This is a genomic window from Nocardioides sp. BE266 (assembly GCF_031457855.1).
Taxonomy (GTDB): domain Bacteria; phylum Actinomycetota; class Actinomycetes; order Propionibacteriales; family Nocardioidaceae; genus Nocardioides.
In genome coordinates this window covers 567194-582552 of the sequence record NZ_JAURTI010000001.1, presented here as the reverse complement: position 1 = coordinate 582552, position 15359 = coordinate 567194, and the positions used below count along the sequence as shown (strand labels likewise).

General features: G+C 71.3%; 13 protein-coding genes. 8 read left to right on the top strand and 5 right to left on the bottom strand.

The features are described 5' to 3' along the window. Nucleotides 1–22 precede the first annotated feature (22 nt). On the bottom strand, nt 23–736 hold the full coding sequence (locus J2X46_RS02840; protein WP_310246639.1) for a succinate dehydrogenase cytochrome b subunit: 714 nt from the start codon (nt 734–736) through the stop codon (nt 23–25). A gap of 145 nt (nt 737–881) precedes the next feature. Between J2X46_RS02840 and J2X46_RS02835 the strand changes: the two genes are divergently transcribed. The 3 genes from J2X46_RS02835 (at nt 882) to J2X46_RS02825 (ending at nt 4430) form a co-directional block, all read left to right on the top strand. Then, on the top strand, nt 882–1703 hold the full coding sequence (locus J2X46_RS02835; protein ID WP_310246637.1) for a hypothetical protein: 822 nt from the start codon (nt 882–884) through the stop codon (nt 1701–1703). Nucleotides 1704–1803: 100 nt separating this feature from the next. Continuing rightward, entirely contained in the window at nt 1804–3654 is a 1851-nt protein-coding gene (locus tag J2X46_RS02830) for a fumarate reductase/succinate dehydrogenase flavoprotein subunit (RefSeq protein ID WP_310246634.1), read from the top strand. Further along, nucleotides 3654–4430: a succinate dehydrogenase/fumarate reductase iron-sulfur subunit gene (locus J2X46_RS02825; protein WP_310246632.1), complete on the top strand. Its 777-nt coding sequence runs from the start codon at nt 3654–3656 to the stop codon at nt 4428–4430. The genes J2X46_RS02830 and J2X46_RS02825 overlap by 1 nt, the downstream gene beginning before the upstream one ends. A 39-nt stretch (nt 4431–4469) precedes the next feature. On the opposite strand, the gene J2X46_RS02820 is transcribed toward J2X46_RS02825, so the two are convergent. Further along, the gene (locus J2X46_RS02820) at nt 4470–5681 is read right to left on the bottom strand and encodes a hypothetical protein (protein ID WP_310246629.1); all 1212 of its coding nucleotides are present in this window, start codon (nt 5679–5681) and stop codon (nt 4470–4472) included. Nucleotides 5682–5825: 144 nt separating this feature from the next. Between J2X46_RS02820 and J2X46_RS02815 the strand changes: the two genes are divergently transcribed. The 5 genes from J2X46_RS02815 to J2X46_RS02795 are packed head-to-tail and all read left to right on the top strand — an operon-like array spanning nt 5826 to nt 12631. Beyond that, entirely contained in the window at nt 5826–7625 is a 1800-nt protein-coding gene (locus J2X46_RS02815) for a methylmalonyl-CoA mutase family protein (protein ID WP_310246627.1), read from the top strand. Beyond that, entirely contained in the window at nt 7622–9832 is a 2211-nt protein-coding gene (gene scpA, locus J2X46_RS02810) for a methylmalonyl-CoA mutase (RefSeq protein ID WP_310246624.1), read from the top strand. The genes J2X46_RS02815 and scpA overlap by 4 nt, the downstream gene beginning before the upstream one ends. Continuing rightward, entirely contained in the window at nt 9825–10847 is a 1023-nt protein-coding gene (gene meaB / locus J2X46_RS02805; protein WP_310246621.1) for a methylmalonyl Co-A mutase-associated GTPase MeaB, read from the top strand. Before scpA ends, meaB begins: the two co-directional genes overlap by 8 nt. A gap of 12 nt (nt 10848–10859) precedes the next feature. Beyond that, nucleotides 10860–12050, top strand: a complete 1191-nt coding sequence (locus tag J2X46_RS02800) for an amidohydrolase (RefSeq protein WP_310246618.1) — start codon at nt 10860–10862, stop codon at nt 12048–12050. A gap of 14 nt (nt 12051–12064) precedes the next feature. Beyond that, on the top strand, nt 12065–12631 hold the full coding sequence (locus tag J2X46_RS02795; RefSeq protein WP_310246615.1) for a TerD family protein: 567 nt from the start codon (nt 12065–12067) through the stop codon (nt 12629–12631). Between the two features lie 21 nt (nt 12632–12652). Here the strand turns inward: J2X46_RS02795 and J2X46_RS02790 are convergent, their stop codons facing one another. The 3 genes from J2X46_RS02790 to J2X46_RS02780 all read right to left on the bottom strand — a co-directional run bounded on the left by J2X46_RS02790 (nt 12653) and on the right by J2X46_RS02780 (nt 15356). Beyond that, nucleotides 12653–13576: a hypothetical protein gene (locus J2X46_RS02790; RefSeq protein WP_310246614.1), complete on the bottom strand. Its 924-nt coding sequence runs from the start codon at nt 13574–13576 to the stop codon at nt 12653–12655. Between the two features lie 83 nt (nt 13577–13659). Then, a complete protein-coding gene (locus J2X46_RS02785) occupies nt 13660–14775 on the bottom strand; it encodes an ATP-binding protein (RefSeq protein WP_310246613.1) in 1116 nt (371 codons plus the stop codon). Between the two features lie 89 nt (nt 14776–14864). Then, nucleotides 14865–15356, bottom strand: coding sequence for a nucleoside deaminase (locus J2X46_RS02780; protein WP_310246611.1), 492 nt, complete (start codon nt 15354–15356; stop codon nt 14865–14867). Nucleotides 15357–15359: the final 3 nt, after the last annotated feature.

Below are 15359 nucleotides of genomic sequence, written 5' to 3'. Positions count from 1 at the left end.
GTGGCTCACGAGTGAGGACCCCTTACTTGGTGATGATGCCGGCGAGGACGGCGAGCGGGACGAGGGAGAAGCCGACCGAGACGATCAGCGCGATGACGAAGGCGACCGTCTTGGCGCGCGCCCGCTTGGCGGCGGTGCCGGTCCAGCCGAGCGTCTGCGCGGCACTCCAGACGCCGTGGTGCAGGTGGGCGCCCAGCGCGAGCATCGCGACGAGGTAGATCAGGGTCAGCCACCACACGTCGAAGGTGTCGACGAGCAGGTTGTAGGGGTCGTTGGTCGCCCCGCCCTGCACGTTGACCTTGCCGATCGTGAAGTTGAGCAGGTGCCAGATGATGAAGAGCAGGATGGTCACGCCGCCCCAGCGCATCAGCCGGCTGGCGAAGATCGCGCCGGTGTGCTTCTTCATGACGTACTTCGTGGTGCGGGCGTTGGCCGCACGACGCCAGAGCACGGCGGCGCAGTAGACGTGGACCACGAGCGCCAGCAGGAGGCCGGCCCGGATGATCCAGAGCGCGCCCTCGTGGGGGAGCATCGGCTCGCCGAGCTCGCGGAGGTGGTGGGCGTACTCGTTGAACGTGTCGTGGCCACCGAAGGCCTTGAGGTTGCCGTACATGTGCGCGAGCACGAAGCCGAGGAAGACGACGCCGCTGATCGCCATGCCCATCTTGAGGGCGATGGTGGTCCGAGAGGCCCGTGCGCCCTTCACCAGGGTCGGGGGAGTGAGTTGGGTTGCCACAAGGGCACGTTATCCCCTCGCTCGCGCACGCGACGCGCCGCATCCGTGTGACGTTTTCCTTGGCGCGTTGTCTTCCGCTCGGGTGTGACACAGGACATAGTCGGGGGCGTTGCCCCGACCCCTTTCCGGGCCTCATGGAGGACGCATGGCATCGACCGACCAGGGCGTGACCAGTCCGGGACGTGCGCGCATCGATGCGCGCACGTTGCGCGAGGACAGGTGGTGGCTCCAGCCACTGGCCACCTTCGTCGTCTTCTCGGGCTTCGTCGTCTTCGCCACGATCCGCGCCTTCATGGGCCGTGACTACTACGCCGAGCCCTACCTCTCGCCCTTCTACTCACCCTGCCTGGGCGACTGCGTGGAGGGCGCGTCCGACTTCGGCCAGCCGTTCGGGTGGTGGCCGCTGTCGGCGGCGCTGATCATCCTGATCTTCCCGCTGGGCTTCCGGATGACCTGCTACTACTACCGCAAGGCCTACTACCGCGCCTTCTGGCTGAGCCCGCCCGCGTGCGGCGTCGCCGAGCCGCACCAGGCCTACTCCGGCGAGACCCGCTTCCCGCTGATCCTGCAGAACGTGCACCGCTGGTTCTGGTACGCCGCCGTGCTGGTGGGCCTCGTGCTGTCGTACGACGTGATCCTGGCCTTCCGGCCGATGCCCGCGGAGTACGCCGTCGGCGACGGGGAGACCAGCGGGGTCCACATGGGCCTCGGCACGCTGCTGATGATCGCCAACGTCGTCTTCATCTGGCTCTACACGCTCTCGTGCCACTCGTGCCGCCACATCGTCGGCGGCCGGCTGCGGCACTTCTCCAAGCACCCGGTGCGCTACAAGCTCTGGACGTGGGTCTCGCGGCTCAACGAGAGCCACGGCCGGTGGGCGTGGTACTCGCTCTTCTCGGTCGCGATCGTCGACTTCTACGTCTTCCTGCTCGCCACCGGCACCATCCAGGACGTGAGGTTCTTTTGAACCACCCCACGAAGTTCTCATCTCCCCCGCTTCGCTCCTCCGCTGACAACTCCGCGGGGACCCCGGAAGGCTCCAGATGATCGACGAGACAAGACACCCGATGACCGGCAACGCCATGTCGGGGGACGCCCCCGCCGGCATGGAGCGCCACGCGTACGACGTCGTGGTGATCGGCGCCGGCGGCGCCGGGCTGCGGGCCGCGATCGCCGCCCACGACGCGGGCGCGAAGGTGGCCGTGGTCTGCAAGTCGCTGCTCGGCAAGGCGCACACCGTGATGGCCGAGGGCGGCATCGCGGCAGCCATGGGCAACCGCTGGCCCGAGGACAACTGGGAGGTGCACTTCCGCGACACGATGCGTGGCGGGAAGATGCTCAACCACTGGCGGATGGCGCAGCTGCACGCGCAGGAGGCGCCCGAGCGGGTGATGGAGCTCGAGGACTGGGGCGCCCTCTTCGACCGCACCGACGACGGCCTCATCTCCCAGCGCGACTTCGGCGGCCACAAGTACGCCCGGCTCGCGCACGTCGGTGACCGCACCGGGCTGGAGATGATCCGCACCCTCCAACAGCGCACCGTGCAGCTCGGCATCGACGTCTTCATGGAGCTGACCGTCACCGACCTGTTCAAGGACGGCGACAGGATCTCCGGAGCCTTCGGCTACTGGCGCGAGACCGGCCGCTTCGTGCTCTTCGAGGCACCCTCGGTGATCCTCGCGACCGGCGGCATCGGCAAGTCGTTCAAGGTGACGTCCAACTCGTGGGAGTACACCGGCGACGGCCACGCCCTCGCCCTGCGGGCGGGCGCCAGCCTGATCAACATGGAGTTCGTGCAGTTCCACCCGACCGGCATGGTGTGGCCGCCGTCGGTGAAGGGGCTGCTGGTCACGGAGTCGGTGCGCGGCGACGGCGGCATCCTGAAGAACTCCGAGGGCAAGCGGTTCATGTTCGACTACATCCCCGACTTCTTCAAGGCCGAGACGGCCGACACGGAGGAGGAGGCCGACCGGTGGTACGACGACAAGTTGAACAACCGCCGACCACCCGAGCTGCTGCCGCGTGACGAGGTCGCGCGGGCCATCAACTCCGAGATCAAGGCCGGCCGCGGCACGCCCCACGGCGGCATCTACCTCGACATCGCCTCGCGGCGCACGCCCGAGTTCATCCGCAAGCGGCTGCCCTCGATGTACCACCAGTTCAAGGAGCTCGCCGACGTCGACATCACCGCCGAGCCGATGGAGATCGGCCCGACCTGCCACTACGTGATGGGCGGCGTCGAGGTCGACCCCGACACCCAGGAGAGCGCGGTCACCGGCCTCTACGCCGTGGGCGAGTGCTCGGGCGGCATGCACGGCTCCAACCGGCTCGGCGGCAACTCGCTCGGTGACCTGCTGGTGTTCGGCAAGCTCGCCGGCGAGGCCGCGACTGTCCACGCGATGAAGCACGGGGCCAACGGGCTGGGCGACGGGCGCCCGACGGTCGCCGAGGCCGACGTCAAGGCCGCGCAGGCCAGTGCCGTCGCGCCGTTCGAGGTCGAGGGCGGGGAGAACCCGTACTCGATCCAGGCCGACCTCCAGCAGTCGATGAACGACCTCGTCGGCATCATCCGCACCGCCAGCGAGCTCGAGCAGTCGCTGGTCGAGATCGAGGGCTTCAAGGAGCGGGCGAGGTCGATGACGGTGGAGGGCCACCGCCAGTACAACCCCGGCTGGCACCTCTCGATCGACCTGCGCAACATGCTGGTGGTCTCGGAGTCGATCGCGAAGGCCGCGCTGGCCCGCGAGGAGTCCCGCGGCGGTCACACCCGCGACGACTTCCCCCAGACCGACCACGAGGTCTGGGGCAAGAAGAACCTCATCGTCAGCCTCGACGCCGCCGGCACCGGCGTGGAGCTGACCGAGAAGCCACTGCCGGAGATGCCCGACGAGCTCAAGAAGTACTTCGAGGAGTCCTGATGGCCTACGACCTGAAGATGCGCGTCTGGCGCGGCGACGCCGAGGGCGGCGAGCTCACCGACTACACCGTCGAGGTGTCCGAGGGCGAGGTCGTGCTCGACGCACTCCACCGCCTCCAGGCCACTCAGACCGGCGACCTGGCGATCCGCTGGAACTGCAAGGCCGGCAAGTGCGGCTCGTGCAGTGCCGAGATCAACGGCCGCCCGCGCCTGATGTGCATGACCCGGCTCTCCGACTTCGACCAGGCCGAGACGATCACCGTCACGCCGATGCGCACCTTCCCGGTGATCCGCGACCTCGTCACGGACGTGTCGTTCAACTACGCGAAGGCCAAGCAGCTCCCTTACGCCGAGCTCGGCCCGCGCGATGCCGACGGCAAGCGCCGGATGATGCAGGTCGACGTCGAGCGGGGCCAGGAGTTCCGCAAGTGCATCGAGTGCTACCTGTGCCAGGACGTGTGCCACGTGGTGCGCGACCACGAGGACAACAAGCAGCACTTCGCCGGCCCGCGGTTCTTCATCCGCTACGCCGAGCTCGACATGCACCCGCTCGACACCCACGACCGGCGCCAGCTCGCCCAGGGGGCGGCGGGCCTCGGGATGTGCAACATCACCAAGTGCTGCACCGAGGTCTGCCCCGAGGGCATCCACATCACCGACAACGGGATCATCCCGATGAAGGAGCGGGTGGTGGATCGCAAGTACGACCCGCTGGTGTGGCTGGGCAGCAAGATCGGCATCCGCAACAAGGACAACGACGGCCGCACCGAGGTCTGAGGCGCAGCGGGTGACGCGGGGGCGTGGGCTGCCCGGCGGTCACGGTCGTGAGGACGGCGAGGTGCGCTCGAGGTAGATCCGCGAGGCCCGGGCCAGCAGCGGGTGCCGGTCGGCGTGGTGCACCGCGCGCTTGCGCAGCCAGAAGCCGCCGGCGCGGGCCTGGCTGCCGAGCACCTCCAGCGGGTCGGGCAGCCGTCCCTCCCGCTCGACGAACGCGCGTCGGTATCTCCGGAAGAGGCGGCCGTGGTCGAGGGCGAGGGACACGAGCGCCGCCTGCGTGGCCACGAGCAGCTCGTCCTCCGACACCTCGTCGAGCGCCGGGCCGGTCGGCGTGGTCCACGCGGGGACGAGGTCGGCGAGGTCGCCGTGCACCGTCAGGCCGCGCCGCTCGAGCTCGCCGACCAGCCTCTCGCCGTACGCACGGGCCCACGGCAGGTGCTCCGCCGGCAGCTCGAGCGGGCGTGCGGTCGCACCGGCGAGCCGGGCCCGGATCCCGGCCTCGACGACGAACCGGTGCTGGGCGGTGTTGAGGGTCGGGCCGACGGCCTCGTTGAGGCGGCGTACGACCTCGAGCTCGGCTGCGCCGAGCGAGACGTTGCGCACCGCCTGCCGGCCACCTGGCCACCCGTCGGGCAGGGCGGCGGCGTCGGCGAAGCGGGTCAGCAGGGTCGCTCCCGACGCGCCGCGCGGTGGCACGGTGACCAGCCGGATGCGCTCGACCGGGACCGCCGTCGACCAGGTGTCGACCACGCGGAGCAGGTCGTGGCGCCAGTGGAAGGACACGCCCTCGCTCGGAGGTGCGCCGTCGTCGCCGCGAACCGACGCCACGAAGTCCTGCCAGCCGGTGCAGCCGCCGTTGACGACCGTCTGCTGCCAGGCCGAGAGCAGCGTGCGCGCCATGTCGCGTGCCCCGACCACCACGAACACCCGGTGCGCTCCGAGCAGACGTACGAGCCGGCGGGCCTGGCGCGGCCGGGCGAGCGAGAGCTCCTCCTCGGACACCACCACGCTCGCGCCGTCGTGCCCGTCGACGAGCTCCACCAGCCGGCCGAGCGCGCCGGCGGCCTCCCCGCGCTCCTCGCCACCCACGCGCTGGCCGAGCAGGTCGTACGCCGCGAGCCGCTGGGCGCGGAGGTCGCCAGGGAAGAGCACACCTCGCGAGGCGAGCTGCGGCGCCGTGGCGGTGAGCGCGCCCTGGATGGTGGTCGTACCGGTCTTGTAGAGCCCCACGTGGAGGTAGACGTCAGCCATGGCGGCGACGCTAGGAATCGGACGGGTCCCGGATCATGGGGCTGCAGACCCGGGAGACCGGGATCGTGCAGATCGTTGCCACGGTGACCTATCCCATAGCCCGCACGGTGTCGGGGCGCGTGACGCTCGTCCTATCCTGCGCTCATGACCGACCTCGAAGGTGGGCTCGACGAGCCCGAGGACCTGCAGCCGGCCGCGGGCTCGCTGAAGCTGGTGGGTGACGACGACACCTACGACGCCTCGGCGTGGGAGACCGCGACCGCGGCGGTGCTGCGCAAGGCGCGCCGGCTCGGCGAGGACGCCCCCGACTCCGACGTCTGGGCGGCCCTCGCCCGCACCACGCTCGACGGCATCGAGGTCGCACCGATCGGCCAGCCGTCGGACCTCGACGGGCTCACGTCGTCCGGCCGACCGACGCGCACCGGGGCGTGGGACGTCCGCACGCCGCTCGTCGGCGACGACGCCGCCGCGGTCAACGAGGCGGCCCTCGTGGACCTCGACAACGGAGCGACCTCGCTCCACCTCGAGATCGAGCCCGGCACGGACCTCGCGGTCGCGCTGCGCGGCGTCCTGCTGGACCTCGCGCCGGTGTCGCTCGAGCGTCCGGGCGCCGCGCAGTCCGAGGCGCTGGCCCGCCTGCTCGAGGACACCCCCAACGACCCGCACCCGGGCAACAACCTCTCCGCCGACCCGGCCACCGCGCTGACGTTCGGCGAGGGCATCCCGGACGGGGGCCGGTCGGTCGCCGACTCCTTCGTCGAGACCGTACGTCGCGCGCAGTCCCTCGGCGTGCTGGGTGCGGTCGTCGACGGCACCGCGCTGCACGACCGCGGCGCGAGCGACGCGCAGGAGCTCGGCTGGACGATGGCTGTCGGCGTGCACTACCTCCGCCTGCTCACCGACGCCGGCTTCTCGGTCGACGAGGCGGCGGCGCTCATCGAGTTCCGCTACGCCGCCACCGACGAGCAGTTCCCCACGATCGCCAAGCTCCGCGCCGCCCGCCGGCTCTGGGGCCGGGTGCTCGAGGCATCCGGCGCGAGCGAGGTCCCGCAGCGCCAGCACGTGGTCACCAGCCGCGCCATGATGAGCAAGTACGACCCCTGGGTGAACATGCTCCGCGGCACCATCGCGGCCTTCGCCGCCGGTGTCGGTGGCGCCGACGCGGTCACGGTCGTGCCCTTCGACGAGCGGCTCGGACAGCCTGACGCCTTCGGCCGGCGGATCGCCCGCAACACCTCCTCGCTCCTGATCGAGGAGTCCCACGTCGCGGCCGTCACCGACCCGGCCGGCGGCTCCTACGCCGTGGAGAAGCTCACCGACGACCTCGCGGTCGCCGGGTGGGCCGAGCTGGGCCGGATCGAGGCCGATGGCGGCTTCGGCGAGCAGGCCGCAGCCGGGGTGAAGGAACGGGTCGCCGCGGTCCGCGCCCAGCGCGACGAGGGTGTCGCCGACCGCTCCCGTCCGCTGACCGGCATCTCCGAGTTCCCGCACCTCGGCGAGACGCTGCCCGAGCGGGAGCCCTGGGGGCGGGCCGGGATCCACTACGGCTCGGCCTACGAGGACATGCGCGCGCAGCCCACGTCGCAGCCGGTCTTCCTCGCCACGATGGGCCCGATCGCGGCCCACACCGCGCGCGCCACCTTCGCCACCAACCTGTTCGCCGCCGGTGGTGTCGCCGTCGAGGCGGCGGGTGCGACCTCCGACACGGCCTCCGTGCTGGAGGCCTACGCCGGCCAGCCCGTCGTCTGCCTCGCCGGCACCGACGCGGCCTACGCCGACTGGGGCGCCGACCTCGTCGCCGCGCTGCGTGCGGCAGGGGCGTCGTACGTCGTGCTGGCGGGCAAGCCGGGGGATCGGACCGTCACCGATGTCGACGACTCGTGTGCCATGGGGGTCGACGCGCTCGGCTTCCTCGGCCGGATCCGAGAGGAGCTCACGCGATGAGCATCCCGAAGAACTTCGCTGACATCGACCTCGTCGGTGATCGAGCGCAGTCGAGGTCCGGGCTCTCGACTTCGCTCGACCAGCATGGTGGGGCGCTCGACCAGCAGCAGCCGTGGGCGAGCCCGGAGGGGATCGACATCCTCCCGGTCTACGGCCCCGAGCACCTCGAGGGCCTCGACGGCCTGGACACGTGGCCTGGCCTCGCACCGTTCCTGCGCGGGCCCTATCCGACGATGTACACGACCCAGCCGTGGACGATCCGGCAGTACGCCGGCTTCTCCACCGCCGAGGAGTCCAACGCGTTCTACCGCCGCAACCTCGCGGCGGGGCAGAAGGGCCTGAGCGTCGCCTTCGACCTCGCGACCCACCGCGGCTACGACTCCGACCACCCGCGCGTGCGCGGCGACGTCGGCATGGCGGGCGTGGCGATCGACTCGATCTACGACACCCGCACCCTCTTCGACGGCATCCCGCTCGACGAGATGTCGGTGTCGATGACGATGAACGGCGCCGTGCTGCCGGTGCTCGCGCTCTACATCGCCGCGGCCGAGGAGCAGGGGGTGAAGCCGGAGCAGCTCGCGGGGACGATCCAGAACGACATCCTCAAGGAGTTCATGGTCCGCAACACCTACATCTACCCGCCGGCGCCGAGCATGCGGATCATCAGCGACATCTTCGCCTTCACGTCGCAGAAGATGCCGCGCTTCAACTCCATCTCGATCTCCGGCTACCACATCCAGGAGGCCGGTGCGACGGCCGACCTCGAGCTGGCGTACACGCTCGCCGACGGCGTGGAGTACATCCGTGCGGGCCTCGGGACCGGCATGACGATCGACCAGTTCGCGCCGCGGCTGTCGTTCTTCTGGGCCATCGGGATGAACTTCTTCATGGAGGTCGCCAAGATGCGCGCGGCCCGCGCGCTGTGGGCGCGGCTGGTCGACGACTTCGACCCGCAGAACCCCAAGTCGCGCTCGCTGCGCACGCACAGCCAGACCTCGGGCTGGTCGCTGACCGCGCAGGACGTCTTCAACAACGTCGGGCGCACCTGCATCGAGGCGATGGCGTCGACGCAGGGCCACACGCAGTCGCTGCACACCAACGCGCTCGACGAGGCGATCGCGCTGCCGACCGACTTCTCCGCGCGGATCGCCCGCAACACCCAGCTGCTGCTGCAGCAGGAGAGCGGCACGACGCAGGTGATCGACCCGTGGGCCGGCTCCTACTACGTCGAGAAGCTCACCCACGACCTCGCCGAGCGGGCCTGGGCCCACATCCAGGAGGCCGAGCGCGCCGGCGGCATGGCGAAGGCGATCGAGCAGGGCATCCCGAAGATGCGCATCGAGGAGGCGGCCGCCCGCACCCAGGCGCGCATCGACTCCGGCGCCCAGAAGGTCATCGGCGTCAACACCTACCGCCTCGCCGCCGAGGACAAGCTCGACGTGCTGCGCGTGGACAACGACGACGTCTACCGCCAGCAGGTCGCCAAGCTCGAGCGGCTGCGTGCCGAGCGCGACGACGACGACGTACGCCGTGCGCTGGAGGCGCTGACCAACAGCGCCGAGCGCGGACCGGTCGGCGGCGGCTCGCTGGACGGCAACCTGCTCGCGCTCGCGGTCGACGCGGCCCGCGCCAAGGCCACCGTCGGTGAGATCTCCGACGCGCTCGAGAAGGTCTACGGCCGCCACCAGGCCGTGATCCGTACGATCAGCGGCGTGTACCGCGACGAGGCAGGCACCGCCGGCGACTCGAAGGTCGCCCAGGTGCTGGAGGCCACCGAGGAGTTCGAGGCCGAGGAGGGCCGTCGCCCGCGCATCCTGGTCGCCAAGATGGGCCAGGACGGCCACGACCGCGGCCAGAAGGTCGTCGTCACCGCCTTCGCCGACCTCGGCTTCGACGTCGACGTGGGTCCGCTCTTCTCCACGCCCGAGGAGGTCGCCCAGCAGGCGATCGACGCCGACGTGCACATCGTCGGCGTCTCCTCGCTCGCGGCCGGGCATCTCACCCTGCTGCCCGCGCTGAAGCAGGCGCTGGCCGACCAGGGGCGCCCGGACATCATGATCGTGATCGGTGGCGTGATCCCGCCCGACGACGTGCCGACGCTCAAGGAGATGGGCGCTGCCGCGGTGTTCCTGCCCGGCACGGTCATCGCCGAGTCCGCGCTCGACCTGCTGGCGCGGCTGCGGGAGGACCCCGCCGTCGGTGGCTGAGGTGCGAGCGCAGCGAGCGTCGAAGCCCGACGTCCCTGCGCTGGTGGCGGGGATCCGGGCCGGGCAGCGGGCGTCGGTGGCCCGCGCCATCACGCTGGTCGAGTCGTCGCGCGCCGAGCACCGCGCGCTCGCCCGCGAGCTGCTGACCGAGCTGGCCACCACCAACCTCCCGCAGGCGACCCGGGTGGGCATCTCGGGCGTCCCCGGCGTCGGCAAGTCGACCTTCATCGAGAGCCTCGGCACCCGGCTGACCGCGGCCGGCCACCGGGTCGGCGTGCTGGCGGTCGACCCGTCGTCGGTGCGCACCGGTGGCTCCGTGCTGGGTGACAAGACCCGGATGGCCACGCTGTCCGTCGACCCGGACGCCTTCATCCGGCCCTCGCCGTCGGCGGGCACGCTCGGTGGCGTTGCGCGTGCCACCACGCAGGCGATGCTGGTGCTCGAGGCGGCGGGGTACGACGTCGTGCTGGTCGAGACGGTCGGCGTGGGACAGTCGGAGGTGACCGTCGCCGGGATGGTCGACACGTTCCTCTTCCTCACCCTCGCCCGCACGGGCGACCAGCTCCAGGGCATCAAGAAGGGCATCCTCGAGATCGCCGACGTCGTCGCTGTCAACAAGGCCGACGCCCAGGGCGGTGAGGACCACGAGGCGGAGGCCCGGGTCGCGGCCCGCGAGCTCGCCGGGGCGCTGCGCCTGGTCCGCGGGCACGACGAGTGGGCGCCGCCGGTCGTGACCTGCTCGGGCCTGACCGGGGCCGGGGTCGACGAGGTCTGGGCGCGCATCGGCGCCCACCGCGAGCACCTCGGGGTCGACGGTCTGGCCCACAAGCGGGCGGCCCAGCAGCTGGAGTTCACCTGGGCGCTGGTGCGCGACGAGCTCGCCCAGCGGCTGCGCTCGTCACCGGGCGTGGCGGCCGTGCGCGACGACGTACGACGTGCGGTGCTGGCGGGCGAGCTGCCCGCACCACTGGCCGCAGATCGGCTTCTCGCCGCCTACGACGGGGACACCAACTAGGCTGGGTCGGTCATGCCGAACCCCGCACACCCCGCCACCCCCGTCATCGCCGAGGCCGTCGACAAGTACGCCGACGACCTCGTCGCGCTCCGCCGCGACCTGCACGCCCACCCCGAGCTGAGCTGGAAGGAGTCGCGGACGTCCGACGCCGTGACGACCGCGCTCGAGGACGCGGGCTGGTCCGTTACCCGTCCCGACGGTGGGGGAGTGCTGGCCGAGCTCGGCTCCGACGGGGCCCTGGTGGCGCTGCGCGCCGACCTCGACGCCCTCCCGGTCGACGACCTGACGCCCGACCCGTGGAAGAGCACCGTCCCCGGCGTCGCGCACGCCTGCGGCCACGACGTGCACACCGCCGGCCTGATCGGCGCCGGCCTCGCGCTGTCCGAGGTGGCGGCGCGCGGGATGCTGCCCGGCCGGGTGCGCCTGCTCTTCCAGCCCGCCGAGGAGGTCATGCCCGGCGGCGCGCTCCACCTGATCAGCGCCGGTGCGCTGGAGGGCGTGAGCCACATCTTCGGCCTGCACTGCGACCCCAGCCTCGACGTCGGCCGCATCGGGCTGCGCGAGGGCCCGCTCACCGGCGCGGCCGACGCGATGACCGTCAAGCTCACCGGCAAGGGCGGCCACACGTCGCGCCCGCACCTCACCGAGGACCTTACCTTCGCCCTCGGCAAGGTGATCACCGAGCTGCCCGCGATCCTCAGCCGCCGCCTCGACCCGCGCGCGGGCGTCAGCGTCGTGTGGGGCACCGTGCGTGCCGGATCGGCCCACAACGTCATCCCGCACACCGGCCTGGTCGCCGGAACGGTCCGGATGCTCGACGCGGTCGCCTGGTCCGAGGCCGAGCACCTCATCCGCCAGCTGATCACCACGATCATCGCGCCCTACGGCGTCGCGGCCGAGGTGACCTACCAGCGCGGTGTCCCGCCGGTGGTCAACCACCCCGTGTCCACCGCGCTGCTCGGCACCGCCCTCGACACGGTGCTCGGCCCGCACGGCCACGTGACGACGGCGCAGAGCCTCGGCGGCGAGGACTTCGGCTGGTACCTCGACTCCGTCCCCGGCGCCATGGCCCGCCTCGGCACCCGCACGCCCGGCGGACCGACGTACGACCTCCACCAGGGCAACCTGCGCATCGACGAGGCGGCCACCGGCATCGGTGCCCGCGTCCTCGCCGAGGCCGCGGTCACCGCCCTCAGCGTCTGACCGAGGAGCGAACCGTGATCGAGCTGACCGAGGGCCAGGAGCTCACCCTCACCGGGGTGGACGGGACGCCCCTGACCCGGGTGCGGATGGCCCTCGGCTGGGACCACAACCCGACGGCGGGCTTCATCGCCAGTGGAGCACCGCCCATCGACCTCGACGCGTCGGCCGTGCAGTTCGCCGGCGGCCAGTTCTTCGACCTCGCCTTCTTCAACCACCTCGCGACGCGGGACGGCTCGGTGGTCCACCTGGGCGACAACATCACCGGCAAGGGCGAGGGTGACGACGAGGTCATCACGGTGGACCTGAGCCGGGTCTACGCCAAGGTCGAGACGATCCTGTTCCTCGTCAGCAGCTATCAGGGGCACTCCCTGGAGTACATCCACAATGCCTACTGCCGCCTCGTCGACGACGACGACACCGAGCTGGCGCGCGTCACGATCACGCTCGGGGTGCGCGAGACCGGGCTCGTCATGGCGAAGCTGTCGCGCGACGGGTCGGGCTGGAAGCTGGGCGCGATCGGGACGGGCATCGCCTTGAAGACACCGACGGACTCGCTCGAGGCGCTCCTGCCCTTCGTCTGAGGCGACTTCCCCGATGTGGCCCTAGTACGTCGGGGCGCGGTCCTTGCGCCGCTCGATGGTCTGGAAGATCCAGAAGACCGCGATGAAGGCGATCAGGATGGCCTCCACCACGAAGGTGGCGTGGGAGTCGAGCCAGCCGGAGAAGAGGCCGACCTTGTCGCCGCCCTTGAAGACGACGGCCGTCACGACCATGGCCACGCCGAGCGAGCCGTAGAGCCAGAACCAGCGGTGACGCTGCGGGTCGTTCCTGTTCTCCTTCGCGGCGAGGAAGACCGCGACGATGACGAGGCCGACGGCGATGTTCGCGGACCAGCCGTGGACGTCCTGGTTGAACGCGCTGTCCGGGTCGTCGGCGTCGAGGTAGAGCACGTAGAGCAGGGCGACCACGACCGCTGCCGCCAGCCAGGTCGCGATGTAGGCCACCCTCATCGCCGGGCTCGGCGTCCTGCCGTCGGCCCATGCCTTCAGCGTCAGGACCGCGACGAGCACCAGGATCACCACGAGTGCGAAGAGCAGCGCGGTGAAGCTGCGCGCGACCGTGTCGGCGTTGGCCTTGATGAGGTCGTTGTCGGAGATCTGCGCTGCCCCTGACGTCGCCTCGCCGCCACCCGCCGCCGCGGGCACGCTGCAGTAGTTGGCGTCGAGCGTCGGGACCAGCGCCACCACCGACAGCAGGAGGCCGGCGATGTTCAGCACCGCGTCCTCGAGGGCCGTCTTGCCCCACATCACGATGAAGGCGAAGCCGATGAGCAGCAGCGCGCCGACGAAGACCGGACGGACCGGTGTGTAGAAGTACGCGCTGAGCGAGCGCTGGACGCAGGCGTTCGGCGAGCTGGCGATCTCTCGCCACACCGCGAAGCCCAGGGCGAGGATGACCATCACCACCCCGAGGCGGATGCCGGAGTAGGTGCGACGGGCGATCTCTGGTGCGGTCGGATCGGACATGGTTCCCCCCAAGAGATGCGGCGGGGCCCCCGCCCGGCCGCGCATCTCTCAGCGTGCACCCCGGCGGGCGGCGGGCGAATCGCTCACATGGGGGATGTCGTCGCTCCGACGGGCGCCAGGGGTACGGCCGCGGTGAAGGTGCTGCCCTCGCCAGGGGTGGACGTCGCGCCCAGCCGGCCGCCCATCAGGTCGACGAGCTCGCGGCTGATCGCCAGGCCCAGGCCCATGCCCCTGCGGTCGCCGGCACCGTGCGGGTCGACCTGCCGGAAGGGGGAGAACAGGCCGGGGAGCTGGTCCTCGGCGATCCCGACGCCGGTGTCGCGGACGGTGAACTCGACCCACGGCCCCGACGGCGTACCTTCAGCGGTCACCGAGACCTCGACGCCGCCGTCCTCGGTGAAGGTGATCGCGTTGTGGACCAGGTTGGTGACGACCTGGCTGATCCGCCGGCAGTCGCCGACCAGCTGGGCGGGGACGGACGGGTCCACGACGAAGGACGCCGTCAGCCCACGGCTCTCGGCCAGGGGCACGGCCCAGCCCTCGACGTCGGCGACAGTGGCGCGGATCCCGAAGGGCCGCGGGTGCAGCACTGTCTGGTGGGCCTCGAGGCCGGAGAACTCCAGGATGTCGTGGACCAGGCGCATCAGCCGCTCGCTCGAGCGGTGCACGATCTTCGCGTAGTGCGCCGACTCGGGCGCCAGGTCGGTGTCCATCAGGAGCTCGGTGGCGCCCACCAGCGCCGCGAGCGGCGTACGCACCTCGTGGCTCACGGTGGCGAGGAACAGCGTCTTGGCGGCGTTGGCCTCCTCGAGCTCGCGGAGGACCCGCTTGGCCTCGGTCACGTCCTCGCTGATGCCGTGCACCCCGACGACCTGGTCGTGGACGACGACCGGGATGGCGGTGCAGCGGATGTCGGTCACCTCGCCGTCGGCGTCGATCACGCGTCCTTCGAGCAGCTGCGGCTCACCTGCCATCACCCTGTGGAAGGCCTCCTGGAAGAGGTCCAGGTCGTCGGGATGGATGACCTCGCCGAAGTGTGCCTGCCTCAGCTGGTCCAGGCTCAGGCCGGTCATGTCCACCGTGTGCGAGTTCGCGTCGGTGAAGTAGCCGCGCCCGTCGAGCGACCACGCCGCCTGGGGGTGGTGGGTGAAGAGCGAGGCATAGCGCGCCGCCGCCTCGGCCAGGTGGTCTTCCGTCATCAGAACCTCCGAGTGTCCGACCCCCGCAGGGTCGCACGGGGCCGGCACCACCGTGGTACCCACCCCCGCGCCGTCGACGCGTCCGATCCCTAACGCGTCGCCTGCCGGCGGTGGAGCTCGCGGAGCTCGTCCTCCAGCTCGCCCGCGGGCCCGGCGACCGGGATGCCGGGCGCGACCGCGGTGATCGGCAGCGGGACGACGGGCCCGGCGGGGAGTCCCCAGCCCACGCGCCAGCCGGTCAGCTGCTCGGTCGAGGCGGCGTACACGATCCGGCCCAGTCCCACCCACGCGTGGCCGGCCGAGCACATCGGGCAGTGCTCGCCCGAGGTGTAGACCGTGCAGCGCGGGCGCAGGTCCGCGTCGACGTGGGACGCCGCCCACCGGGCGAGCTCGAGCTCGGGGTGAAGCGTCTCGTCGCCGCCGGACGTGCGGTTGCGGTCCTCGCGGAGCACGACGCCGTCGGGGTCCACGAGCAGCGAGCCGAACGGTTCGTCACCCGCGTCGAACGCCTCACGGGCGAGCTCGACGCACCGTCGCAGGTGCGCGAGGTCCGCGGTCGTGAGGTCGTTCGAGGGGTCCATGCA